The organism is Rhizobium sp. USDA 3886 (assembly GCF_056279785.1).
Genome location: NZ_JBWCDC010000001.1, coordinates 1,240,822 through 1,263,845 on the forward strand (window position 1 = coordinate 1,240,822; position 23,024 = coordinate 1,263,845).

Below are 23,024 nucleotides of genomic sequence, written 5' to 3' on the forward strand. Positions count from 1 at the left end.
TTGAAAAGATGCCGGCAGGAACAACATGCCTTCCACAAAGAGCGACCGCAACCGGTGGAAAGCCACTGTGTGGTGCCAGCGTTGAACGCGACAAATCCAGCGAAGGGTATGTTGCATGGAACTCGAGATTCGCCCGCTCACGCCTGACTTATGGCCTTTCCTTGAGGATCTCTTCGGTAAGACCGGCGCCGCCAGCCGTTGCTGGTGCATGTATGGGCGGATCGGTGCGGCCTATCGCAAGCGGCCGGGCGAGGAAAACAAGGCGGCGTTCCGCGAGATCGTCAAGCGCGGCCCGCCACCGGGCCTTCTTGCCTTCCATGGCGATGTCGCGGTCGGCTGGTGCCAGCTCACGCCACGCGACGCGGTTCCTGCGTTGGACCGGCAGTGGCGGGTGAAGCGGGTAGACGATGCTCCAGTCTGGGCGCTGTCCTGCCTTTATGTGCGCAAGGGCTATCGCCGGCAGGGCGTGACGTTCGAGCTGATCCTGGCGGCCTTGAAGACCGCCAGGCTGGCAAAGGCGCCGGCCCTTGAAGCCTACCCCTTCGATGCCAGGGTGTCGCCGAGCGCTTCGGGCAGCGGCTATGCGTCGACCTTCGCGCGCGCCGGCTTCAAGGTCGTCGCCCGCCGGATTCGGGCGCGCCCGATCATGCGCCACGATTTGAAGGAGACCGCCGATTGACCGTTCGTCACCGGCAATGGCTCCCGATACCCCCCGGGGAGAACGTCTGCAGCCATCATCTCCGGCGCCGGCGAGTCCATCGGAATCACGTCACACTTGTCACTCCCATCATTTCGATGGCAAGGGCTAAAGTTGGTGCCATGTTAGGTGCTTGAGGTGCTCTTGTTGAGGGAGCGCTTCCGCCTACATGCTGCGGGGTAGCACTTTGCCATCCTCCGCCCCAGGTGCCATGACAAACACGGGAGAGAGACCGATGCAAGAGTCCCTTGTCGTTCGCCGCGAGACGCATATTCCGGCGCCGCCCTCCGCGGTGTTCGCCCTCCTGACCGATCCGGAGAAGATTCTGCGCTGGATGGGAACGGAGGCGGAGATCGAGCCGCAGCCTGGAGGAATCTATCTGGTCAACGTCACCGGTGCCCGCTTTGCCCGCGGCTCCTTTCGCGAGGTGGTGCCGGTGCACCGCCTGGCCTACAGCTTCGGCTGGGACGGCAGCGAAGTGGTGCCGCCGGGGTCGAGCCTGGTCGAGATCGACCTCGTCGAGCAGCCGGACGGAACACTGCTGCGCCTGACCCATACCGGCCTGCCGAGCACCGAACAATGCGATGGCCATGCGGAAGGCTGGGCTCATTACCTCGACCGATTGGTCGAAGTCGCAGCCGGGCGCGATCCGGGTCCGGATTCCTTCGCCGGCAAAACGTGACAGCGTCCGCTCCCGAAATTGTATGTCCCCGCACGGTGATGCAACAACTGGAGCGGCGCGGATGACAGGCGGCGATCGCGGTGGCATGATCGCGGCATGGATCTGCCCCCGCCCCTCGCCTGGCTGGTGGACGAGGCCGGCGCCTCGCCTAGCCCTGAACGATTCTTGTCCGAGCTCGGCGGCCGGCTGCTGGCCGACGGCCTGCCGCTGGCCGGCGCGGCTCTGACGCTCGCGGTGCCGCATCCGATCGTCGCCCGCCGCACCTGGCTCTGGCGGGCGGAGACTGGCGTGGTGATCGAGGCGCTGGCTTTCCCCGGCGCGGCGCTCAACCAGGCCGGACGCGACTGGCTGGCCGGGCTCGGCCCGGTAAAGGAGCACGTCGCCGGCTCGGCGCCGGACAGTCCGCTGCTCGGCTGGGCCGGGACACGGCCGTTCGACCCAGCCGAGGCCGGCCGGCTGCGGCAGGCCGCGCGTTTTGCCGCGGCACCCTTGGCAGCGCTCGCCGCAAGGGCGGCGCTGGCAGCACTACTCGAAGCCTATCTCGGGCGGCGCAGTGCCGCGCGCGTGCAGGCCGGCGCGCTGCATCGCGGCACCGGGGAGACGATCCGTGCTGCACTGCTCTGTGCTGACTTGCGCGATTTCACCGCCCTCTCCGAAGCGACAGAGCCTGTGGTAATGATCGCCGCGCTCGATGCCTGGTTCGACCGCGTCGCCGGCGCAGTGCACGCCTTCGGCGGCGAGGTGCTGAAGTTCATGGGCGACGGCGTGCTGGCGATTTTCCCGGCTGCCGGCGCGCCGGCCGAACGCCTGCGAGGCGGCGCTGCGGGCCGCCGCCGCCGCCCGCGCCGGCATGGCCCATCTCGACGCGGCGCGGCAGGCGCAGGGATTGCCGCCGCTGCCTTTCGGCGCGGCCCTGCATTTCGGAGAGATGCTGTGGGGCAATATCGGCGCGGCCGACCGGCTGGACTTCACCGCCATCGGCCCCGCCGTCAACCTAGTCAGCCGGCTCGAAGGGCTATGCAAACCCCTTGGCCGCAGCGTGCTGATCTCCGGCGCGCTCGCGCGGGAGACGGCGGCGGCCTTGACCCCGCTGGGCGAGCACCGGTTGCGCGGCATCGCCGAGCCCTGCGCGGTCTTCACCCTGCCGGAGGATTGAGCCCACTGTTGGCGAAATCCGAACGATTCATTCGTTTCCCTTTTGTACTCTTTGCCTCTTCCCTTTCGCCCTGACTCTCGCCATATTCCGCCCATGGCCAAATCGACGAAGAAATCCCCCGCCCCGAACGGCTTCGAGGAAGCCCCGCAGTCGTCCTTTGAAGGCGCTCCGCTGGAGGGCTCCGTCGCCGACTGGGTGAAGCAGTTAGAAGCCGATGCCGAGGCGTCCAGCGTCGAGACGCAGCGCGAGATCGCCTCCAAGGCCGGCAAGCACCGCAAGAAGGTGGAGATCGCCGCCTCCAAATCCGCACGGGGAACGTCGATGGGCGGCTCGACCGACCCGAAGACCCGCGCCCGTGCCGGCCTTAATCCGGTCTCCGGCATGGACACGACGCTGGAGGAGGCCGCCTCGCTGAATGCCGGCACCGCGGTTACGGCCACAGTCGAGGCGCTCTCGGCGCTCATCGAGTCCGGCAATCCGCTGCACAAGAACGGCAAAATCTGGACGCCGCACCGGCCGGCCCGGCCGGAGAAGTCCGAGGGCGGCATCACGATCCGCATGGTCTCCGACTACGAGCCCGCCGGCGACCAGCCGACGGCGATCCGCGACCTCGTCGAGGGCCTTGAGAACGATGACCGCTCCCAGGTGCTGCTCGGCGTCACCGGCTCGGGCAAGACCTTCACCATGGCCAAGGTGATCGAGGCGACCCAGCGTCCCGCCGTGATCCTGGCGCCGAACAAGACGCTCGCCGCCCAGCTCTATTCCGAGTTCAAGAATTTCTTCCCCGACAACGCGGTGGAATATTTCGTCTCCTATTACGACTACTACCAGCCGGAGGCCTACGTCCCGCGCTCCGACACCTATATCGAAAAGGAATCGTCGATCAACGAGCAGATCGACCGCATGCGCCACTCGGCGACGCGCTCGCTGCTCGAACGCGACGACTGCATCATCGTCGCCTCGGTCTCTTGCATCTACGGTATCGGCTCGGTCGAAACCTACACCGCCATGACCTTCCAGATGTCGGTCGGCGACCGGCTCGACCAGCGCCAGCTGCTCGCCGACCTCGTCGCCCAGCAGTACAAGCGCCGCGACATGGATTTCCAGCGCGGCTCATTTCGCGTCCGCGGCGACACGATCGAGCTCTTCCCCGCCCACTTGGAAGACGCGGCCTGGCGCATAAGCATGTTCGGTGACGAGATCGACGCCATCACCGAGTTCGATCCGCTGACCGGCCAGAAGACCGGCGACCTGAAATCGGTGAAGATCTACGCCAACTCGCACTATGTCACGCCGCGCCCCACGCTCAACGGCGCCATCAGGGCGATCAAGGAGGAGCTGAAGCTCCGCCTCGCCGAGCTGGAAAAGGCCGGCCGCCTGCTGGAGGCCCAGCGCCTGGAGCAGCGCACCCGCTACGACATCGAGATGCTGGAGGCGACCGGCTCCTGCGCCGGCATCGAGAATTATTCGCGCTACCTCACCGGCCGTGCCCCCGGCGAGCCGCCGCCCACCCTCTTCGAATATATCCCCGACAACGCCCTGCTGTTCATCGACGAGAGCCACGTCACCGTACCGCAGATCGGCGGCATGTACCGCGGCGACTTCCGCCGCAAGGCGACGCTTGCCGAATACGGCTTCCGCCTGCCGTCCTGCATGGACAACCGCCCGCTGCGCTTCGAGGAATGGGACGCGATGCGCCCTGACACCGTCGCCGTCTCCGCCACGCCGGGCGGCTGGGAGATGGAGCAGGCCGGCGGCGTCTTCGCCGAACAGGTCATCCGCCCGACCGGCCTCATCGACCCGCCGGTGGAGGTCCGCTCCGCCCGCACCCAGGTCGACGACGTGCTCGGCGAAATCCGCGAGACCGCCGCCAAGGGCTATCGCACTCTCGTCACCGTGCTCACCAAGCGCATGGCCGAGGACCTCACCGAATACCTGCATGAGCAGGGCGTGCGCGTCCGCTACATGCATTCCGACATCGACACGCTGGAGCGCATCGAGATCATCCGCGATCTGCGCCTCGGCGCCTTCGACGTGCTGGTCGGCATCAACCTCTTGCGCGAAGGCCTCGACATCCCCGAATGCGGCTTCGTCGCCATCCTCGATGCCGACAAGGAAGGTTTTCTGCGCTCCGAGACGTCCCTCATCCAGACGATCGGCCGCGCCGCACGCAACGTCGACGGCAAGGTCATCCTCTATGCCGACAATGTCACCGGCTCGATGAAGCGCGCCATGGAGGAAACCGGCCGCCGCCGCGAAAAGCAGGTGGCCTACAACCTCGAACATGGCATCACCCCGGAATCGGTGAAGGCCCGCATCTCCGATATCCTCGATTCCGTCTACGAGCGCGATCACGTCCGCGCCGACATCTCCGGCGTCTCCGGCAAGGGCTTCGCCGACGGCGGCAACCTCGTCGGCAACAACCTACAGACCCATCTCAACGCGCTGGAAAAACAGATGCGCGATGCAGCTGCCGACCTCGACTTCGAAAAAGCCGCCCGCCTGCGCGACGAAATCAAACGCCTCAAAGCCGCCGAGCTTGCGGTCATGGACGACCCGATGGCGCGCGAGGAGTCCAGGGCGATGGAGGCCGGTGGAAGAAAGAAGATCGGCGCGGCAAACGCAACCGACTCCCTCCCCCTTGTGGGGAGGGTTGGGGAGGGGAAACCACGATCCGCAACGTCAGCTGCAAATACCCCTCCCGACCCTTCGGGCCACCCCGCCCGCAAGGGCGAGGCAAAGAGCGGCACCTACTTCGCCAAACCCACCCTTGACGACATGGGCCCAGGCACGGACGCCGTAAAACCCCTCTTCCGCAAGAACACCCTCGACGAAATGACCGTCGGCCGCACCGAAAAACCGATCACCGGCAAGCTGCCGGAAAAGCCGCAGACGCAGAGCCCCTCCTCGCTCCAAGGGGGAGAGGATAGTTCGCCCCACGCGGCGCAGCCGGGCGGTTCGGCGAACTTGGTGAGGGGGAATCCCGACGACCCTCGCCCCCTCGTGCGCGGCAAGACCGGCGCCGGCTCCTACGAGGACCCGGCGGAGCAGAAGCGCAAGGGCCGGACGAAAGGCAAGACCGGACGCCCGGGGCGGTGACCCCTCTCTCCCTCATCCCGACTTGATTCGAGACCTGCCGCCGCGCCTCCGCGCGGTGAATGACTCTTTTTCTCCGCCCTCTTCAGTCAAACCGCTCGTCGATATGCTGTACCCGGTCGGAAATCACATTGTCGATCACCACATTCGACAGCAGCTTCGGACCAACGGCCCACAGGGCGCGCATATGATCCGTATCCTCATGCCTGCGATGCGCTTCCTCGCTGGTGAAGGCCTCGGCCAGCAAAATCCTGTCCGGATGGTCCGGCATCGGCACCAGCTCGATATAGAGGCAATCCGGATCGAGCCGGCTCTTCTCCAGATGCTCCCGCGCCGCCTCAAGATAGACCTCGCGCTGTCCGGGCTTGGTGGTAAAGAAACCGACGATGCATTTCATGGCGGCCTCCGAGCCTTGGTCCGTCCCGAAGCTTCGCCTATGCGCTGGCCGAAGACAAGCGCGACACTCTCTCCTCCTCTCCGTCATCCTCGGAGGCCCCCCCGCCTCGCGTCCACGACAAGACGGGCGCCGGCTCCCACGAGGGTCCGGTGAATCAGAAGCGCAAGGGACGGACGAAGGGGAAACGGGCCGGCCGACGCGGTAATATTTTCCGAACTCGACTTCAAACTTATTGATAAATTCCAGAGCTATTCTGCCCTGCTCAATGATCTCGTACGAATTGAGGGTAAACCTCGTTGAGATAGCTGACCGATTGTTTCTCGGTAATAGCCATATCAAGCTGCGTTCTAACGAACTCACGTCTTGAAATGCAATCGTGGAGCAACTGCCCCCATGTCTTGATCCCAAGTCCATTGAATCTCTAACGTATTTGCGCGCCGTTGCAACCGGTAGTGTAGCGTTGTGCCCATGGCACAGCCCTGAACGGAACAAATATTACTGCCAGCAGCATTTGCGGGACGGCGCTTAGCTTAGGTGAAAATCGGGAAGGACCAGATCAGCCCCCTACTCGGCGGCTTCCCCCCGTCGCTCCGTCACGGCCACCATCGCCACCATCTCCACCTCATACGAATAGCCCTCGAGCATCGTATAGGCATGCTCGATCGCCTCGATTTGCCCTTCCGCCTTGCGGATGGCGTCGGTGATCGACTGGCTGCGGGCGCGCAGCATGGAGCCGAGCACGTCGGTTTCCGGGCGGCGGCCGAGGCGGTCGATGTGCTGGCGCACGCGGTTGCGGTGGCGCTCCAGCTCCAGGATATGGAAGCGATTCTTGACGATGTCATCGGAAAGCCTGCGGCGCATGGCGGCGACGGGATCGAAGCTGCCGGGCTCCCGCTCGTCGAGGATGACGTCGTTGACGAGCTTTTCCAGCATCAGCACGCCTTCGAGGTCCTTGGGGTCGGCAAGCTGCGGATCGTAGCCGGTGTCGTCGTAGACGCGGCGGCGCACCGGGTCCTTCAAGAGCTCGTAGGCGGTCTGCAGCCGGCCGAAATGCTCCGCATCGCCGCCCGAGTCGGGATGCGCCGTCTTGGCGGCCTTACGCCAGGCGCTGCGGATCGCCTGCTCGCCGGCATCGCGGTCAAGTCCGAGCAATACATAGGGATCGATCAAACCGCCCACCTGTCCTTTAGCATTCACCTGTCCCCATTCCCGTGACCTACCCCCTCGGCCCGCCCGCATCAAGCCCGAAGCACCGGCGCCCGCCATATTCGGGTCCAGTCGGGACGAAATTATGGTTTGCCTGCAGGCCACGGTCCCCAACGTACAATTTCCGGTACGAGCCTCCCGCAATCTCGCGATACGTTGCAATCGCCTCACCTGCAATTTCTAACACTTTGCCTAAATGTTGAAATTGCTTCCTCTCCCGCAGTGGGGAGGAGCCTTGCTCAGACGTCGCATTATCCGGAACTCGTCTGCCTGACGCGCAGCTGCCGCCGTCATCATCGCTGCGGTCGCGAAGAGAAGACGACCGGCCCTGTTGCTTTTCGACGACGAGCGCCAGCGCTTCGATACCGCCCTGCCGCTGGCCGGGGAACTTTGCCAGCAGGTCATGGCCGGCGAGCACCCGCGCCGCTGGTGCCGGCGGCAGGCGGCGGCGGACGCGGAGCCGCAGAGCGTTAGGGACGCGGTGGAGATAGCGGCCGCGGTGGCGAAGGGTCGCGCGACGGAGGCCAATGTTCCGCAGCGTCCTTCGCGAGCTTGCATCGCCCGCACCGGCGGCGCGGTGCCGTTGTGGTACGGAATCCGCAAATGGCACAGGCCCGGCCGTGGCGTGTAACCTTTCGTCAAGTGTTTGAATCTTTGGCATTTCCGGGCTTGCGGCAGCGCATGCCACAATATTACCGCTTGCTTTTTTCCCGGAATGCTGTCACCAATTGCGGCACTCGGGCATTAGCATGCCGGTGACTGGACAGATGTGGTAAAGCCTTCCGTAGCGGAAGGCGGCGCGGGTAATCCCCGCCTGCGTAGACGTTCTTTCCCCGTACGTGACTTCTCCGACTGACCCTTCGTTCCGGTCTAACGGGACGAAAGCTAAAGCCGTCCGCTTCCTCTCGGGGGCGCGGATACCAGACAGACTAAGGGAAAAGGACTATCCCACATGGCCACCAAGGGCATCGTAAAATTCTTCAACCAGGACAAGGGTTTTGGTTTCATCACTCCGGACGGCGGCGCCAAGGACGTATTCGTCCACATCTCCGCTCTCCAGGCGTCGGGCATCCAGTCGCTGCGCGAAGGCCAGCAGGTCACCTTCGACACCGAGCCGGATCGCATGGGCAAAGGCCCGAAGGCCGTCAACATCTCGGCCAACTAATTCGATTTCTGCGTCAAGCAGGAATGAGAACGGCGCCTCCCCTGGCGCCGTTTTTCGTTTTGATCGTCAGGCGCTCAGCGCCGCCTTGGCACCGGAAAAATCCACCGCCGCAAAGGCCGCCGCGATCACCTCCGGCCCGGCGCCTGCCTTCGCCGCGTCGACCGAGAGAATCTGCCGGTAGCGCCGCGCACCGGGCAAGCCGGTAAACAGCCCCACCATATGCCGCGCCACGTGCTGCAGCCGCCCGCCGCTTGCGATATGCCGCGCGGCATAGACCATCATGCGGTCGCGCAGCCCGTCCCAATCCGGCACCGCCGCCGGCGCGCCGAAGAAGCGATGATCGAGATCCGCGAGGATCCCGGCGTTCTGATAGGCCGCCCGCCCGAGCATTACGCCGTCGACATGCTTCAAATGTCCCGCTGCCTCGTCCAGCGTCTGGATGCCGCCGTTGATACCGATGAAGACGTCCGGCCAACGCTCCTTCATGCGATAGACAATGCCGTAGTCGAGCGGCGGGATCTCGCGGTTCTCCTTTGGGCTCAAGCCCTTCAGCCAGGCCTTGCGGGCGTGAATCCACACCGCATCGGCCCCGGCATCGAGCACCCGCAACAAGAGTTCCGGCAGCGCCGCCTCCGGCTCCTGGTCGTCGACTCCGATCCGGCATTTCACCGTCACTGGTACCTTGGAGACGGCCTTCATCGCCGCAACGCCATCCGCCACCACCTCCGGCGTCAGCATCAGGCAGGCGCCGAAAGTTCCCGACTGTACCCGGTCCGATGGACAGCCGACATTGAGGTTGATCTCGTCGTAGGCGCAGGGGCCGGCGATCCGCACCGCCTCGGCAAGTTTTGCCGGATCCGACCCGCCAAGCTGCAGCGCCACCGGATGCTCCTCGGCGTCAAACGCCAGCAGCCTCTCCCGCGGCCCGTGGATGATCGCGTCGGCGACGACCATTTCGGTATAGAGCAAGGCATTGCGGCTGATCTGCCGGTGGAAGTACCGGCAGTGACGGTCCGTCCAATCGATCATCGGCGCAACGGCGAAAGCTGGAGCCCCAGAAATGCGGGCTTTTTCGTAGAAATTCAATTCGTTAGCCTCGGCCATCTTTGTCATTCTTTGTCAGACTTTTTCCGCCTATTGCACTGTTTTTCACCATCAGGTACTACATTGTAGTACTTCTTGGGAGAAATGTCGTACCATGGGAACCATCAGTGCTCGTAAGCGCCAGGACGGAAGCACCGGATATACCGCCCAAATCCTTAGAAAGAAAGGCGGTAAGATCGTATGGCGCGAGGCTAAGACATTCGACAAGGAACGGGAGGCTAAGGCGTGGATCCGCTTCCGAGAATCGGAACTCGACCAGCCAGGCGCCATCGAACGCGTCACGGCGAAGTCATCCACTCTGGCCGATGTCATTGATCTGTACACGACAGAGAAGAAAGAGATAGGGCGAACAAAGGCTCAGTGCTTGCGCTCTATCAAGGAATACACGATTGCCTCAATGGACTGCGCAGCGATCAAGGCCAGCGACATATCGGCGTTTGCTCGCGAGCTTCTCAACGGCGGCAGGAAACCGCAGACGGTCGGCAACTATGTCTCGCATCTATCGGCCGTGTTTAAGGACGCCCGCGCGCTATGGAACGTCCCTTTGGATTATCAGGCCATGCGCGACGCTCAAGCGGCATTGTCGCGGCAAGAGACCATTAGCAAGTCAGCCAAGCGCAATCGGCGCCCTACCCTTGCCGAGCTCGATCTCATAATGCAGCACTTTGTCGACCGCAAAGCACGCACTCCGCAATCCTCGCCGATGCACAGGATTGTCGCCTTCGCGATCTTCTCTACCCGTCGGCAAGAGGAGGTTGTCCGCATTCGTTGGGATGACCTTGACGAGCCGCACAGCCGCGTTTTGGTGCGCGACATGAAGCATCCCGGCCAGAAGAAAGGCAACGACGTTTGGGTAGAGCTACCGCCCGAGGCACTGCGCATCATCAAGGCAATGCCAAGAAAGAGCGAACGCATCTTTCCGTATAGTGTCGACGCAGTCAGCACGGCATTTACGCGGGCCTGCCAATTCCTCGAAATCGATGACCTACATTTCCACGACCTGCGCCATGAAGGAGTATCTCGCTTGTTTGAGATGGGCCGCACCATCCCCCTCGCCGCAAGTGTCAGCGGGCACCGCTCATGGAATAGCCTGCAGCGCTACGCGCATCTGCGGGAGGTAGGCGATAAGTTTGCGGGGTGGACGTGGCTGGATATCGCCTGTCGCGAACGTCAATAACTTACCGGTATTTTATGAAATACTGTTTAGATATTCGTTGACTCTGTTTAGATCCGCCTCTAGGTTCCAACCATCCAATCAGAGGAAAATGAAATGGATCAGACGACTATCGAGAACCTTGAGGACTTCGCCCACGGTTTGAAGAGCTTTGCAGCAGAGATCACCGAGTTCAGCAACACGATAATAACTATGTCCTCCGAATACGAGGAAATGAAAGCATTGTTCGTCTCGGCTGGGGGACATCTTACAGATGTCGGTCGCGCAGCTATTCTCCAAGGCGAAAAGAACGGGCTTACCCACGCTAGGATCTCTCGGATCCTAGGTATCAGCCGCGGCGCCGTCTCTCAGAACGCTAAGAGATTAAAGTAGCCGGTCTCATCCACTACCGAAGTGATTGATATTGTTATACGAGTCAGTTCTTCGACCGCCACCTCGCACAATTCGCCCCAAATTTACCAAGCAAGAGCGCTGACCCAATGATCCAGCAATCCTCAACGGCGCAGTACTGTCTCTGGCGGGCTGCGCTGGGCTCACATGAAAAAATCGCCATCTCTGACTCTGACTACTTGGAGATCGCGCAAGTCCGCCGACACTTCAACGAGATCACCTCGTTAGAAGAGAAATTCTTCGCTATCAGTGAGAGCTACCGTGACATAGAGATTTTCATTCACAGAGCCACCTTGGACACGTCGCTACGGCGGGTGGTGGACACGCCTGGACTCGTCGGCATCGGCGCGGAATTCGGACGCCTCACTTCGGCGTTTCTCTCTTCGGCGAGGCTGTATCAGGATACCGTCGGAGGACATGTCAGGGATATTACAGACAACGGGGTGGCGGTCGCGACAGTCAAGTCGGTCCTATCCAATGCCTACGATTCGGATTTTACATACCGGTTCATGGAGGCCGTGCGCAATCACACCCAACATCGCGCTTTTCCTGTCCACAGTTCGAATCATCGCGGTAAGTGGGATGAGGAATTTGGCGAGTTAACTTATACGGTGGATTTTACATTTGATCTCGATCGACTCAATGACCTTAAATTTAAGGCATCTGTGAAATCGGAGGTCAAAAGTGCGGGAGGCAAGATCGATCTGAAGGATTCTGTCCGAGGCTATTTTGCGATCCTTGGCGAAATCCATCAAACAATTCGCAAGCTTTTTGCGACGAAACTGGAGGAGGATCAAAAGACAATCCGTGCTTGGCGGGAAAAGTGGACAAACGAGACCGGTGACGAAACGTTCACCGGTGTTGCTGCAGCACGTTTGAAGGGGGATCTATTAGATAAGAGCGTCCCCATGATCTACCTGACCCCTCGCCTGGATGAATATCGTGAGCGACTGGTGGCACAAACCTCATCTCTCTCCAACTTGGCACTTCGAAAACTGAAACTATAGGTCGAACGGTCGAACTATCCGTTCTCCTCATGCTTTCCAATGCCCGCAACAGCGGGTTTAGTTGTTGCGTCGGAGTCTCGCGTTTAGGCTGGCCCCGAAGGGCTGCGAGTCGAGACATGGCCCCTGAGGGCGGTACTACGGCACCTATGTGTCCACGTCGATTTCGTAGCGAAACTCTGCTTTGCAGTCAAGATAACCGGTCGGCGCGCTGCTGGTGTGGGCGCAGGAGGTGCTCGCGCCGGCCATTGGTAACTGTGGAATAAAAGAGCCGCGCTCAACGAATAAATCGGAGCGCGGCGACCCTGCGGTCGAAAAGCGGAAGGCGCGCGGCGAATGTGGGTGCCGTGGTGGTCGCGCCGACCTGTGGTGTATTCACTTGATTGGCGATATGAGTTCCCAGAACTCGCCACGGCGATATGTTTTGAATGTCAGCCAGTCCATCGACGATCCTCGCATTCCGTTGCACTCACGACATGCGGCAGCCATGTTGTCGCGCTTCGTCCACCCCTTCCGACGGCCAGTCATCAAGTGCTCGAGCGTAGCCGCATCTGGTCGGTTCTGGTCAGCGTCGCGGTGCGTGATGACCATAGGTCGGTCGCAGTAGCAGCACTTGCCGCCCTGCTTCTGGAAGAGCTCACGAATGAGTGCGCGTTTGACGCCGGTCTTCATCGCGTGCACTCCGCAATCCTTCCTCCAGCATGAGGCGCCGAATGCCGGTCACGCTTTCTGTGATCGCATAGAGGTGGCGGCCAAGTCCGGTTCTTTGGCGTGCGGTGATGACGGCATCTTTTCCGCAGCAGTCGATGATCTGACCAATCTTAAACTTCCACCGGGAGAAGTAAAATCTCACGACGTCGTCGGGGTTGACGCTGCTGCCAACGACCGCGGCCGGCGTGCTCGGTCTTCTGTCGATTAGCGCGCGGGGCAACAGGGTTCTATCACTGAGACTGATCTTGGTATGCTGGGTCATGGTGCGCTCCTCGAGTTGCAGAAAGACAAATCATTTGGTATGACTCTATGCATAATGCATCGCTTGATGCTTAGTCAATACAAAAAACATCGGATGATGCAAAATGTCTATTTCTGCCGGCCAATGCCGAGCCGCCCGAGGGATGGTAGCGTGGTCTCAGTCCGACTTGTGTGAAGCCGCTGGCGTTGGAAGGGCGACGCTTGCCAACTTCGAGGCGGAAAAATCCACCCCGTACGAACGCACGTTGAGGGACATCCAGTCCGCCCTCGAATCCAAAGGCATCGCCTTCCTAGATGGCGATTACTCGGGCTCCGGTGGCCCTGGCGTTCGGCTCGTGACGCCCACTGGCAAGTCGATCGACTCTGACGACACGCAGACGGTTCAATACCGAGAGTACCTCGTGAACGACGCACCTCCCGTCGCAGGTGGTTGATATGGCTCAGGACAACGCGGACGATCTCGCGGCGGAAATGAAGCGCAGAGATCAGGGCATTAGAGATTTACTTGCTGAGATGCAGGCTGGAGCGTTCGCCCATGCGAATACGTATGTCACGATCGTGGTATTCGGCTCCTATGCCGGCATGTTCGCGGTTTGGTCAAATGTGAAGGACCGGCTTTCCGCAGAGATGGTGTATTGGACCGGCATCCTGATCGCACTGAGCATGATGGGTTTTGTCACCTTCGAGATATTTAAGATGGTGATGATGTCCAAAGATATGCTCGCAGTGCGAGCGCTGATTGTCAGGGAAATGTCTGCCGAAGAACGGGACCAGCTTAGGCTCAAGATCGCTAAAGAAGCCAATTTTCTCATTTCGAAAATCGTTATCCCTATCTGGCTTCTCGCGCTGGCCTTTACCGCGGCAACAGGATTTGGGGCTGGCGCGCTCCTGTTGATCGCATTCATAAGAGGACTCACTCGGGTTTGACCTCAAGAGGAGCGCTCTTCTGCTATATCTCAGCATCCAGTTCGAATCATTTGGAACGGATTGATGGATTACCTTTCAAGAGCAGTTGATCTGCTAAAGGCAAGTGGATGGCAAACCGGGTGCATTTCGATCGCTACGGCTGCATTCCTACTACTGAGTTCTGTGGGCGTTCTGCCGCCTCTCCCGGCTACACTCAAACTCACTGCATGGGTTATTCTTTTCTTTTGCGTTGCTCTTACTTGCGCGGCACTCGGTCCTCTATTTGAAGCCGTGATGAAGTCCGCCGCCGCCGATCGCAAAAGGAAGCGGCTAGCCAATAGGCTGGAGACGAAATTTAGAGGCCACCTTCCATACCTATCTGATGAGGAGCGAAAGGTGCTTGGTTATCTCCTGAAAAGGAAGACCAAAGTGTTCACCGGCGATCACGACGCAGGAAATGCCGCGACCTTGCTTGCCCAGGGCTTCATTCAATATATCGGCGCCGCTGGACAGAGCTTTGACCTAGATAAGTGCCCATTTCAGGTGCCGGCGCCGGTGTGGAAGGTCATGGAAGAAGATCCAGCCAAATTTTCTTATACTCCCGAGAAAGGAATCCATGGTGTTGAGCCAGAACCGTGGCGCATAGACTGGACGTTACGCTAATAAAATTACGTCACCCTGCGCATGGCAATACTCGCCTTGACCGCCCTCACCCGACTCGCCTAGCTTCCGATCGCGGCCCACCAATCCGCAAGGCATCCCGACCCACCACCTGGGGCAAACGCAATCGGCATTAGTGCCGGTGGAAAAAATCTTCAACTCTTCCCTTGGTGGGCTATGAAAAAATCCGATTCCCAATACGCCGCCCTCGCCTACGCCCGCTCCGGTCAGCCGTTAGATCCCGAGATGGGCTGGCGGCGCGAAGACGTGCAATTGGCATTCATCGCGGGCTATCGATGCCGCAAGGACGATGAGCAGCAGACGACGCTAGCCGCCGCACCGGCACCCGCCAGTGGACTGAGCACACCAAAACAAGTGGCCCAGTACATCACCGAGTCGAGCGGTGTACACATGTCAGAGCGCACGGTGTGGGAAAAGGCAAAGCGGCTGGGAATAGCCAAGAAGATCGGGCGCTCAACGCTCATTTCGACCGAAGATATTCCCAAACTGCGGGTTTCGGTAATTCGCGGACAGGGGTTCCATTGAATCCCGGACAGCGATTTCACTAAATCCGGGACAGCATTTCCGCTAATTCGCGGACAGCGATTCCGGTAAATCCCGGACAGTCTTTCGGCGATTAAAACATCGACTTTCGCGCGCGCCGTTTTGCCATTCTGAGCCTCGATTTGAACGAGGGGCTGATGAATGGCGAGACGGAAGCAGGCGAGGCTTACGAGTGTGAAGGACATTCGATCGATATTGCGGCTGACGCACGAACAGGGGCTTTCGGTTCGTGCGATATCGGAACGGCTGAAGATCAGCAAAACGACCATTTCGACCTATCTGTTGCGGGCGCGTGAGGCCGGGCTGACGGGCTGGCCGTTGCCGCCTGGGCTTGACGAGGACGCTGTTTTGCAGCGCCGCCTGTTCCATCGTCGCGGCCGCCCGCCCCAGGACATGCACGAGCCCGACTGGGGCAAGATCGCCAGTGAACTGAAGCGAAAGGGCGTGACGCTGACGCTGTTGTGGCAGGAATATCGCGAGCGGCACCCCAACGGTTACGGATACACCTGGTTCTGCGAGCGTTTCGCCGCTTTCGAACAGCGCGCCAGCGCCACCTTCCGCAATCGCCACACTGCCGGCGCGGCGATGCAGACCGACTACGCCGGCCACACCGTCCCGGTGATCGATCCGGCGACGGGCGAGATCCGGTCGGCGCAGATCTTCGTCGCGGTTCTGCCGGCCTCCTTGTACACCTTCGCCTATGCAAGCTTCACTCAACGGCTGCCGGACTGGATCGAGGGTCAGCAACGGGCGCTGAGCTTCTTCGGTGGCGTGACGAAAGCGATCGTCTGCGACAACCTCAAGGCCGGTGTTGCCAAGCCCTTGTGGTTTGAGCCGACCATCAACGCCACTTTTGCAGCATTCGCCGAGCATTACGACACGACGATCCTGCCGACCCGTCCAAAACGGCCGAAGGACAAGGCAAAGGTCGAAGGCAGCGTTCTCATCGTTGAGCGCTGGATCCTGGCGCGGCTGAGAAACGACCGCTTCTTCAGCCTCGTCGATCTCAACGTGCGGATCAGCCAGCTTCTCAACGATCTCAATAACCGGTCGATGCGACGGGTTGGCAAATCCCGACGTCAGCTCTTCGAGGAGATCGAACGCGAAGCGCTTGCACCCTTGCCGGCAACCGCATTCGAATATTCCGAATGGAAATCGGCAAAGGTTCATCCCGACTACCATGTCGAAGTCGACAAGGCTTTCTATTCCGTGCCGCACCGCCTGATCGGCCGCCAGGTCGATGTCCGGCTCACAAGCCGGATCGTCGAGATCTTCCATGATCACCAACGCGTCGCCAGCCACCGCCGGACGTCGCAGCGGGCTGGTCATGTCACCGTCAACGAGCACATGCCGAAGACACATCAGCACTATGCCAACACGACGCCGGCGAGCCTCATCAAGCAGGCTGCAAAGATTGGCCGCAACGCTGCAATCCTGATCGAGCGGCTGATGCGCGACAGGCCCCATCCCCAGCAGGGATACCGCGCCGCTCAAGGCGTTCTATCGCTCGCGCGCCGGTACGGGCCTGAGCGTCTTGAAGCCGCGTGCGCTCGGGCACTGACCATCAATGCGCTCAGCTATTCCTCCGTCAGCACCATCCTCAAATCCGGCCTCGATCAGGCGCCGCCTGTCGCCGAGCCGGTCAAGCCAGCCCCGGCGCATGGCAACATCCGCGGCAGCTCCTATTACCAGTGAAGAAAGGAAGACACTCACATGCTCACACATCCAACCCTCGACCAGATGCACGCACTCGGTCTATCCGGCATGGCGGCAGCTTATCGCGAACTGGCCAATCAAACTGAGGGCAGCGATCTCAACCGCGATGAATGGCTGGGTCTGATGCTCGACCGGGAGATGGCCGTGCGCGGCGACAAGCGCCTGACCAACCGGCTTGCAAGCGCCAAACTGCGCTTCCCCGACGCTTGCATCGAGAATATCGACTTCGCCGCCCAGCGCGGCCTCGATCGCCGACAGCTTCTCTCGCTGGCCCAAGGCGAATGGTTGAAAGCCCATGAGCACCTGATCCTGACCGGTCAAACGGGAACGGGCAAAACCTGGCTTGCCTGCGCCATCGGACGGCAGGCGGCCCGCCTCGATTATTCCGTTCTCTACGTCCGCATGCCTCGTCTCTTCGAGGATTTGGCGCTGGCACGCCTCGACGGTCGGTTTCCCCGATTGCTCGACAAACTGGCGCGCGTCCAATTGCTCATCCTCGACGATTGGGGAACCCATGCGCTCAGCGATCAGCAGCGGCTCGATCTCCTGGAAATCTTCGAAGAGCGCTACTGCAGGAAATCCACTCTGATCACCGCCCAACTGCCCGTGGCCCAGTGGCACGAGATGATCGGGGAACCGACGATCGCTGACGCCATCCTCGATCGTATCGTCCATAACGCCCATCGAATTGCGCTCGAGGGAGACAGCATGAGGAGGCAAAAACCACGACCGCTCTTGACCGAAGCGCGAAACGCCGAAATCAATAACCAATGACATCAACCAGGCGAACGAAAGTCGATCCCGCGAGACTGTCCGGGATCTAGTGAAACGACTGTCCGGGATTTACCGGAATCGCTGTCCCGTTAATCCGAAATCCGCACCCAAACTTCTCCAACCGGAAAAGGAGAAGCCGAGGTCGGTCAGCACAGAAATGGCACTGGCGATGCTTCGGCGGAGCCGGCGAAATGCGCAAAGGGCGAAGCAAAAGGCGACGCAGGAATGACAAGTCAGGAATTGCGTCGCTCGCCAAAAGACAAACGCGACCTCGCCATCCTCGTATCGATAAATGAAGTTGCAAAGATGACGAGCATGTCGCGCACCATGATTAACAAGTACCGCGAGAGCGGTAGGTTTCCCCAGGCCGTTGACCTCGGCGACCGGCGCGTCGCGTTCGTGAAGGCAGAGGTCGTCGAGTGGATCAATGCGAAGATTGCAGCGCGACGTCCTCCGCCAGCTCCTGTTGGCGTGGATCAACTGCGAGCGAAGGTCGCACAGGCTTATCAAGTAATAGCTGTGCTGCTCATGGGGCCGGAACGCAACTCGCTCGACGTTGCCATGCCGGAAGGCAAGCGAGCGCTCGATTACTTCGGGTGCCACGGCTACGACACCAAATTTCTGCCGTTCGTCCATCCGAGCGCGGGCAAGAAGAGGTCAGTGGGGTGACTGACTCCCCTCGCCTCATGGGCCGCAAAGAAGCCGCCGCATACTGCGGAATTGGCGCGTCTACATTCTCTTTATGGGTGGCGACGCACAAGATGCCTCCAGCGATTGCCGGGACGCGTAAATGGGACCGTAAGGCGATTGACGCGAAGCTTGATGAAATCAGCGGGCTGGCAGCCGACCAGCAAGAGGATCCGTACGATAAATGGATGCGCGAAAATCGCGGTGCGGAACAATCCAGTCGCGGTGACAGCCTGCGAGAGTGGCGCGAGAAAAAAGCGAAGCGACAGGCGAAATACAAACCGCAGCTTGGCTTCGATGCTAAGCTCGAGCGGATAATTCTTGTTATGGCCGACCACACATGGTGCGACACGATCGACACCATTCCTTCAGCTGGCCCGGTATTTATGGATCTCTTGATTCAGAGAGGTGCAGTAAGGCGTGCTGGTGTCGATGGCCGCGGGCATGAAAAATTTATTCTCACTGAAGTAGGTGAAGCCGAGGTCGTACGGATTAAAAAGTGGCGACGGTTGACGCCTTAGCCATGTAAAAAGTCCAATAATGGTCATTCTGCACAGCTTCAAAATGTTTCGCCAAATGCGATAATCACGTTCAAGTTGATTCTCGCTTGTGCGCTACTGGTGCAAAAATGACCGAAACCACATTTCCTGATGAATTTCCCGAAGGATCGAAACACGGCAAATTGGCGCGTGGAGCGCTAAACGTTGCGAGCGGGCTAATCCCTCTGGCTGGCGGTCTAATTGCTGCGGCCGCTTCCACTTGGGGCGAGCACGAACAAGATCGCATGAATAACTTTTTTCGGCACTGGGTAGAGATGCTGCGTGCCGAGATGGAGGAAAAGCAGAAAACCATCGTCGAGATCATGCAGCGTCTCGACCTTCGTGACGAACAGATCGCTGAAAGAATTAAGTCGCCGGAGTTCCAGTCGCTGCTTCGCAAGTCATTCCGCGATTGGGCCGGTGCTGAGAGTGACGATAAACGATTGCTGGTGAGGAATCTGCTTGCTAATGCCGCATCGTCTACCGTTTGCAGCGATGACGTGGTCCGTCTTTTTCTTGATTGGATTAAGAATTTATCAGAGCTGCATCTGGCAGTTATTGGGAAAATCTACAATCAAAATGGGATCACCAGAGGTGGCATATGGCAGAGTCTTGGCAGAGTCTTGGCAGAAGTCCAGTGCGGGAGGATTCGCCGGAAGCGGACTTGTTTAAGCTTCTTGTTCGAGACCTTTCTACAGGAGGAATCATTAGGCAGCACAGGGAGACCGACTATTCGGGAAATTTCATTAAAAGTCCTCGCTCACGCGGCGGCCAGAGCGGAAGCAACGTCCACAAATCTGCCTTCGACGACAATGAAACTTACGAACTTACCGCGCTTGGGGATCAGTTCGTACACTATGCTATGACCGACATCCCCATAAAGCTGGCCTATGCGCCAGAGAGATCGAACACAGTTGAGGAGACAGTCCGATGATCATTGGAGACGTTCTGTTTGGGAAGGGTAGCCTGAGCAGTTACTTGAGGGCGCAAACCGATGCCATCGATAACCACGTCCGCAACTATATGACAGCCGACCATCTTGAAATGGACGATGACGCCATTGTTGCCGCGATGGTGGCTGACGCAAAGGTTGGGTCGTTGTCCATTGACTTCAATAATCCTGAGAGAAACGTCAAAGAGCAAAGAGTTTCTGTGAGGGATCACTTCGGAGGAAAGGGCGCAATTGACGGCGTCAGCGTCACGAAATCATTCGCGTACTCTGGACATCGCGATCTTTTTGACCTCCGACCAAGTTCATATGACTCAGGCCCACCACGTGGCGAAGTCCGTCACGGTCGGGTCACCGTCGGCTACGAAGGGTACAATGACCCTGAAGCAATAAAGAGATCAATTGCCGAGCAGGAGGCGCAACTTAAGAAATATCTCGAGTGGAGCAAAATCGAAGTCGACGCCCATGATCATCGCCTACCAGGCCTCCTAAGAGTTGCGGTTGAGCGCAGAAGAAAGGCTCTCGGCGAACTGGGCAAGCTCACTGATTTTTAAATCACATCTCATAAACTGCCGCATTAATCGCGCATCTCGCGCCGCGTCACCGCTCTGAGAGATGCCCCTCCACATATCCGTTCACAAAGTCCCATCTCATGCCGAGGTCCTGCCTAACCAGATCATAATGGTCGTTGAACCGCTTGATGATGGCACCCTCGAGATCCGGTTCCCACATTGTTGCTTCATGGCCGAGCCGGATGCTGACGAACACCGAAAACTCTCGGAGGCCGAACGATCTTTCGTCATCTGCGCGCATGAGCTCGACGAACTCATCAGCAAGGGCGATTATCCGGTTCTGGGTGGTGTTCGACATGACCCAAACCTGCGCTTTGAAGCACGTTTTAGCAACTCGCGATCTGAGTTGTCTATCGCGAGGGGAGAACAATCACTCGCCTTAATGTGAGCTTACCCATGGTAAGGGTGAGGTCGGTGGTTCAATCCCACTCGGCAGCACCAGTTTTCTTAAGCAAATCAGAACGCGAGAGGAGTCAGAGGAGTTGACTATGCTTCTGCGCGCTCGGACTTTACCGCAACGAAGGTCAGGGTTGTAAATCGAACTTGTCGGAGCCGCCGATCAAGATAAGCCCATTCGGGCCGGGATAGGCGAGCGACCAAGTCGTCGTAATGACGGCAGCCGAAATGGTGCCACGCCATTGGGTGACCGTCATGCAATTCTTTGCCACCTCCATCCGGTCAGCAAAGGCTACCGCAAAATAGACTTTGTCGGCATCGATCTTGCCTTCCGCTAAATAAGAATCGTACTTGCAGTAAGTCCCGTCAGCCTTGTTGACGAAGGTGCCTTGGAACTTGCCGTCGGCCTCGACTTTCTCGATCGTCAGAATTGAGCCTTCCCCGTTCACCCAGGTCGAAGGAGCTGCGATCGAACTCTGGGCGAAGGATATATTGAAAGCCGCTGTAACAAACAGGGTTGTGGCTAGTAAAATACGCAACATAGTTCTCTCCTCTCGTTACATTTCCTGAATGGTGACACAGAAACCGCGCCGCCACTTCTACTTGCATCCGCGTCGATTATGAGGTCATGGCGCCATCCGGTTTTCGGCGGCCTTGCGCAGCCATTCAAAGGCGGCCCATAAAAAGGATGTTAGAGTCTTATCTTGACCTAAAACGTCTCGACCGCTGTGCGAAACGCAAAATAGTCAAGATCAGTGAAGGGCATCGCCACTGTGAGAGCTTTTGCAACTACCGATGGAAGCGATCCGTACCCGAAAACACCGACTGCCACATTCCCGTCGGCTCCTGGTTGTCGGGCACGTTCGTTGTCATTTGCCACAGCGTTTCAATAAGATCATGTCCGTTGTCGTTCACAAGCTGTCCGACCCAAGCGGTTATGGCTGCCGAAGGCCAATTGACGACGAACGAGATAAGATCGCCGCTCACGAAACCCGTTAAATCCCCTCTGACAGGGGAGCCACCGCCGCTAACAGCACTGAAGTATTCGCCCTGAATTTTGGCGCCGGTTACTGTCAACGACATTCTGGACCCAAGCTGATTTCTCCATTCACCGCCGAAAGCTGGTGTGACGGCCAATGCACTTCCAGCCTTACCCAACAACACTTCATGTTTCATGAGAGCCCCCCGTAAATTCAACCTCACAGAGACTATACATCAGTTGTTCAATTATACCAGAGATTGTCGCGCCGATACTTACGTTCGGTACATTTGATGCGCCGCCTCCAGGTCCGACGGCGGCCACTCGAGATGTCACGAACCGCTGGGGATCTCAACATTTAGCGGACTCGCCTGTTAACGGGATTGGATCGCGCGGCTACAGCACGTCGTGCGCCCAGTGGTTGGTTATTCGTGACTGTTCTCGCCAATGACGCTAGCTTGATTATGGCAGATGATATACGCTGCAGTCGATTAGGACGGAGGGATGATCACATGTCTAATAAGTCGCGCGAAAACGACGAGAGACAACAGCAGCAGCAGCAGCAACAGATCGAAGAGAAATCGATCTCTACCGGCTATCTCGATGACAAGCTATCGGCTGCAGGTAAGCCAACTCCGGGCGGCAAAGGCAAAAAGAATACTGCTTAGCCCATGGTGGATCCAGTAGCACAGTGGACGTGGGGCGATGCCCTTAGCATTGCGGCAAGTTTGGCGGCCATTATCGCGCTCCCATACGCAGCCTACCAAGTTCGTCAGGCGAAAATCAACGCCTCCGCCAGCGCGGCCGCTATGATTTTCTCGAACGTAAGAACGAGAATTGATGAAGTGGCAAAGCAGAAGGAGGAGGATCGCGGCCTCGATGAGGCCACTATCGCACTTCTCAATGAAATCGAACTATCGTGTGCTCTGTATCTCGATGGGCAATTCGGTGGAAACTCAGGCAAATTAGCCCGTGCGTTTTTAGAGGACATTCTCGGTTCCATTGAACGGAATTCGAGACTGCTTGATTGCGCACAGCGTGCCATACACAAGCCTGACACATTCGATTGCATCAGGAAGTTCTGCGCGAAACATAAAAAGAACTGGAAAGCATTGGAGTATGCCTGACTACGCCGGGAATCCGCATCCCCACTTGCGCACGTCTTGACGCCAAGCGTCGAATTGCTCCTCATCTTCGTTGTCATGGTCTTGGCGCTGACCGCTTCTTATCAACGGCACG

General features: G+C 59.2%; 28 protein-coding genes and 1 pseudogene. 21 read left to right on the top strand and 8 right to left on the bottom strand.

The window, feature by feature from the left end; genetic code table 11:
* The first annotated feature begins 115 nt into the window (after positions 1-115).
* The 4 genes and pseudogenes from ACZ9BX_RS06440 to uvrB all read left to right on the top strand — a co-directional run bounded on the left by ACZ9BX_RS06440 (position 116) and on the right by uvrB (position 5,634).
* Positions 116-679, top strand: a complete 564-nt coding sequence (locus tag ACZ9BX_RS06440; protein ID WP_476216522.1) for a GNAT family N-acetyltransferase — start codon at positions 116-118, stop codon at positions 677-679.
* A 253-nt stretch (positions 680-932) separates the two neighbouring features.
* The gene (locus ACZ9BX_RS06445) at positions 933-1,379 is read left to right on the top strand and encodes an SRPBCC family protein (protein ID WP_476216524.1); all 447 of its coding nucleotides are present in this window, start codon (positions 933-935) and stop codon (positions 1,377-1,379) included.
* Between the two features lie 96 nt (positions 1,380-1,475).
* A pseudogene (locus ACZ9BX_RS06450) lies at positions 1,476-2,535 on the top strand (adenylate/guanylate cyclase domain-containing protein).
* A gap of 93 nt (positions 2,536-2,628) precedes the next feature.
* On the top strand, positions 2,629-5,634 hold the full coding sequence (gene uvrB, locus ACZ9BX_RS06455) for an excinuclease ABC subunit UvrB (RefSeq protein WP_476216526.1): 3,006 nt from the start codon (positions 2,629-2,631) through the stop codon (positions 5,632-5,634).
* Positions 5,635-5,716: 82 nt separating this feature from the next.
* Here the strand turns inward: uvrB and ACZ9BX_RS06460 are convergent, their stop codons facing one another.
* Complete coding sequence (locus ACZ9BX_RS06460) at positions 5,717-6,028, bottom strand: putative quinol monooxygenase (RefSeq protein WP_476216528.1); 312 nt, start codon at positions 6,026-6,028, stop codon at positions 5,717-5,719.
* Between the two features lie 564 nt (positions 6,029-6,592).
* Entirely contained in the window at positions 6,593-7,198 is a 606-nt protein-coding gene (locus ACZ9BX_RS06465) for a J domain-containing protein (protein ID WP_027511930.1), read from the bottom strand.
* Between the two features lie 367 nt (positions 7,199-7,565).
* Between ACZ9BX_RS06465 and ACZ9BX_RS06470 the strand changes: the two genes are divergently transcribed.
* Together ACZ9BX_RS06470 and ACZ9BX_RS06475 are read left to right on the top strand one after the other, a co-directional pair.
* The gene (locus ACZ9BX_RS06470; protein ID WP_476216530.1) at positions 7,566-7,865 is read left to right on the top strand and encodes a hypothetical protein; all 300 of its coding nucleotides are present in this window, start codon (positions 7,566-7,568) and stop codon (positions 7,863-7,865) included.
* Between the two features lie 321 nt (positions 7,866-8,186).
* Positions 8,187-8,399, top strand: a complete 213-nt coding sequence (locus ACZ9BX_RS06475) for a cold-shock protein (protein ID WP_027511931.1) — start codon at positions 8,187-8,189, stop codon at positions 8,397-8,399.
* Between the two features lie 66 nt (positions 8,400-8,465).
* On the opposite strand, the gene dusA is transcribed toward ACZ9BX_RS06475, so the two are convergent.
* Positions 8,466-9,503, bottom strand: coding sequence for a tRNA dihydrouridine(20/20a) synthase DusA (gene dusA, locus ACZ9BX_RS06480; protein WP_476219908.1), 1,038 nt, complete (start codon positions 9,501-9,503; stop codon positions 8,466-8,468).
* Positions 9,504-9,597: 94 nt separating this feature from the next.
* On the opposite strand from dusA, the gene ACZ9BX_RS06485 reads away from it, so the two are divergent.
* The 3 genes from ACZ9BX_RS06485 (at position 9,598) to ACZ9BX_RS06495 (ending at position 12,074) form a co-directional block, all read left to right on the top strand.
* Positions 9,598-10,680: a site-specific integrase gene (locus ACZ9BX_RS06485; protein WP_476216533.1), complete on the top strand. Its 1,083-nt coding sequence runs from the start codon at positions 9,598-9,600 to the stop codon at positions 10,678-10,680.
* A 93-nt stretch (positions 10,681-10,773) separates the two neighbouring features.
* A complete protein-coding gene (locus tag ACZ9BX_RS06490) occupies positions 10,774-11,049 on the top strand; it encodes a hypothetical protein (RefSeq protein ID WP_476216535.1) in 276 nt (91 codons plus the stop codon).
* Positions 11,050-11,156: 107 nt separating this feature from the next.
* Entirely contained in the window at positions 11,157-12,074 is a 918-nt protein-coding gene (locus ACZ9BX_RS06495; protein WP_476216537.1) for a hypothetical protein, read from the top strand.
* Between the two features lie 372 nt (positions 12,075-12,446).
* On the opposite strand, the gene ACZ9BX_RS06500 is transcribed toward ACZ9BX_RS06495, so the two are convergent.
* Both ACZ9BX_RS06500 and ACZ9BX_RS06505 read right to left on the bottom strand, forming a co-directional pair.
* Positions 12,447-12,743 carry an HNH endonuclease gene (locus tag ACZ9BX_RS06500; RefSeq protein WP_476216539.1) on the bottom strand — a complete coding sequence of 99 codons (297 nt, stop codon included), beginning with the start codon at positions 12,741-12,743 and terminating at the stop codon, positions 12,447-12,449.
* Positions 12,709-13,044 (bottom strand): hypothetical protein, encoded by a 336-nt coding sequence (locus ACZ9BX_RS06505; protein ID WP_476220084.1) that lies wholly within the window; start codon positions 13,042-13,044, stop codon positions 12,709-12,711. The genes ACZ9BX_RS06500 and ACZ9BX_RS06505 overlap by 35 nt, the downstream gene beginning before the upstream one ends.
* Positions 13,045-13,147: 103 nt before the next feature.
* Between ACZ9BX_RS06505 and ACZ9BX_RS06510 the strand changes: the two genes are divergently transcribed.
* The 10 genes from ACZ9BX_RS06510 to ACZ9BX_RS06555 all read left to right on the top strand — a co-directional run bounded on the left by ACZ9BX_RS06510 (position 13,148) and on the right by ACZ9BX_RS06555 (position 20,392).
* Positions 13,148-13,477, top strand: coding sequence for a helix-turn-helix domain-containing protein (locus tag ACZ9BX_RS06510; RefSeq protein WP_476216541.1), 330 nt, complete (start codon positions 13,148-13,150; stop codon positions 13,475-13,477).
* Position 13,478: 1 nt separating this feature from the next.
* Positions 13,479-13,970 carry a hypothetical protein gene (locus ACZ9BX_RS06515; protein ID WP_476216543.1) on the top strand — a complete coding sequence of 164 codons (492 nt, stop codon included), beginning with the start codon at positions 13,479-13,481 and terminating at the stop codon, positions 13,968-13,970.
* A 63-nt stretch (positions 13,971-14,033) separates the two neighbouring features.
* A complete protein-coding gene (locus ACZ9BX_RS06520; protein WP_476216545.1) occupies positions 14,034-14,612 on the top strand; it encodes a hypothetical protein in 579 nt (192 codons plus the stop codon).
* 174 nt (positions 14,613-14,786) lie between these two features.
* Entirely contained in the window at positions 14,787-15,155 is a 369-nt protein-coding gene (locus ACZ9BX_RS06525) for a hypothetical protein (RefSeq protein WP_476216547.1), read from the top strand.
* 159 nt (positions 15,156-15,314) lie between these two features.
* The gene (istA, locus tag ACZ9BX_RS06530) at positions 15,315-16,868 is read left to right on the top strand and encodes an IS21 family transposase (RefSeq protein ID WP_027513949.1); all 1,554 of its coding nucleotides are present in this window, start codon (positions 15,315-15,317) and stop codon (positions 16,866-16,868) included.
* Positions 16,869-16,886: 18 nt separating this feature from the next.
* Positions 16,887-17,663, top strand: a complete 777-nt coding sequence (gene istB, locus ACZ9BX_RS06535; protein WP_132568962.1) for an IS21-like element helper ATPase IstB — start codon at positions 16,887-16,889, stop codon at positions 17,661-17,663.
* Between the two features lie 225 nt (positions 17,664-17,888).
* Positions 17,889-18,332, top strand: coding sequence for a helix-turn-helix transcriptional regulator (locus ACZ9BX_RS06540; protein ID WP_476216551.1), 444 nt, complete (start codon positions 17,889-17,891; stop codon positions 18,330-18,332).
* The gene (locus ACZ9BX_RS06545) at positions 18,329-18,871 is read left to right on the top strand and encodes a helix-turn-helix transcriptional regulator (protein WP_476216553.1); all 543 of its coding nucleotides are present in this window, start codon (positions 18,329-18,331) and stop codon (positions 18,869-18,871) included. Before ACZ9BX_RS06540 ends, ACZ9BX_RS06545 begins: the two co-directional genes overlap by 4 nt.
* Positions 18,872-18,978: 107 nt before the next feature.
* Entirely contained in the window at positions 18,979-19,755 is a 777-nt protein-coding gene (locus ACZ9BX_RS06550; RefSeq protein WP_476216555.1) for a hypothetical protein, read from the top strand.
* A 64-nt stretch (positions 19,756-19,819) separates the two neighbouring features.
* Positions 19,820-20,392 (top strand): hypothetical protein, encoded by a 573-nt coding sequence (locus ACZ9BX_RS06555; protein ID WP_476216557.1) that lies wholly within the window; start codon positions 19,820-19,822, stop codon positions 20,390-20,392.
* Positions 20,393-20,438: 46 nt separating this feature from the next.
* Here the strand turns inward: ACZ9BX_RS06555 and ACZ9BX_RS06560 are convergent, their stop codons facing one another.
* The 3 genes from ACZ9BX_RS06560 to ACZ9BX_RS06570 form a co-directional block, all read right to left on the bottom strand.
* Positions 20,439-20,708: a hypothetical protein gene (locus ACZ9BX_RS06560; RefSeq protein ID WP_476216558.1), complete on the bottom strand. Its 270-nt coding sequence runs from the start codon at positions 20,706-20,708 to the stop codon at positions 20,439-20,441.
* A 226-nt stretch (positions 20,709-20,934) separates the two neighbouring features.
* Positions 20,935-21,348, bottom strand: a complete 414-nt coding sequence (locus ACZ9BX_RS06565) for an avidin/streptavidin family protein (protein WP_476216559.1) — start codon at positions 21,346-21,348, stop codon at positions 20,935-20,937.
* 247 nt (positions 21,349-21,595) lie between these two features.
* A complete protein-coding gene (locus ACZ9BX_RS06570) occupies positions 21,596-21,982 on the bottom strand; it encodes an avidin/streptavidin family protein (RefSeq protein WP_476216561.1) in 387 nt (128 codons plus the stop codon).
* Between the two features lie 315 nt (positions 21,983-22,297).
* Between ACZ9BX_RS06570 and ACZ9BX_RS06575 the strand changes: the two genes are divergently transcribed.
* Both ACZ9BX_RS06575 and ACZ9BX_RS06580 read left to right on the top strand, forming a co-directional pair.
* A complete protein-coding gene (locus ACZ9BX_RS06575) occupies positions 22,298-22,453 on the top strand; it encodes a hypothetical protein (RefSeq protein WP_476216563.1) in 156 nt (51 codons plus the stop codon).
* Between the two features lie 3 nt (positions 22,454-22,456).
* Positions 22,457-22,912, top strand: coding sequence for a hypothetical protein (locus ACZ9BX_RS06580; RefSeq protein ID WP_476216565.1), 456 nt, complete (start codon positions 22,457-22,459; stop codon positions 22,910-22,912).
* Positions 22,913-23,024: the final 112 nt, after the last annotated feature.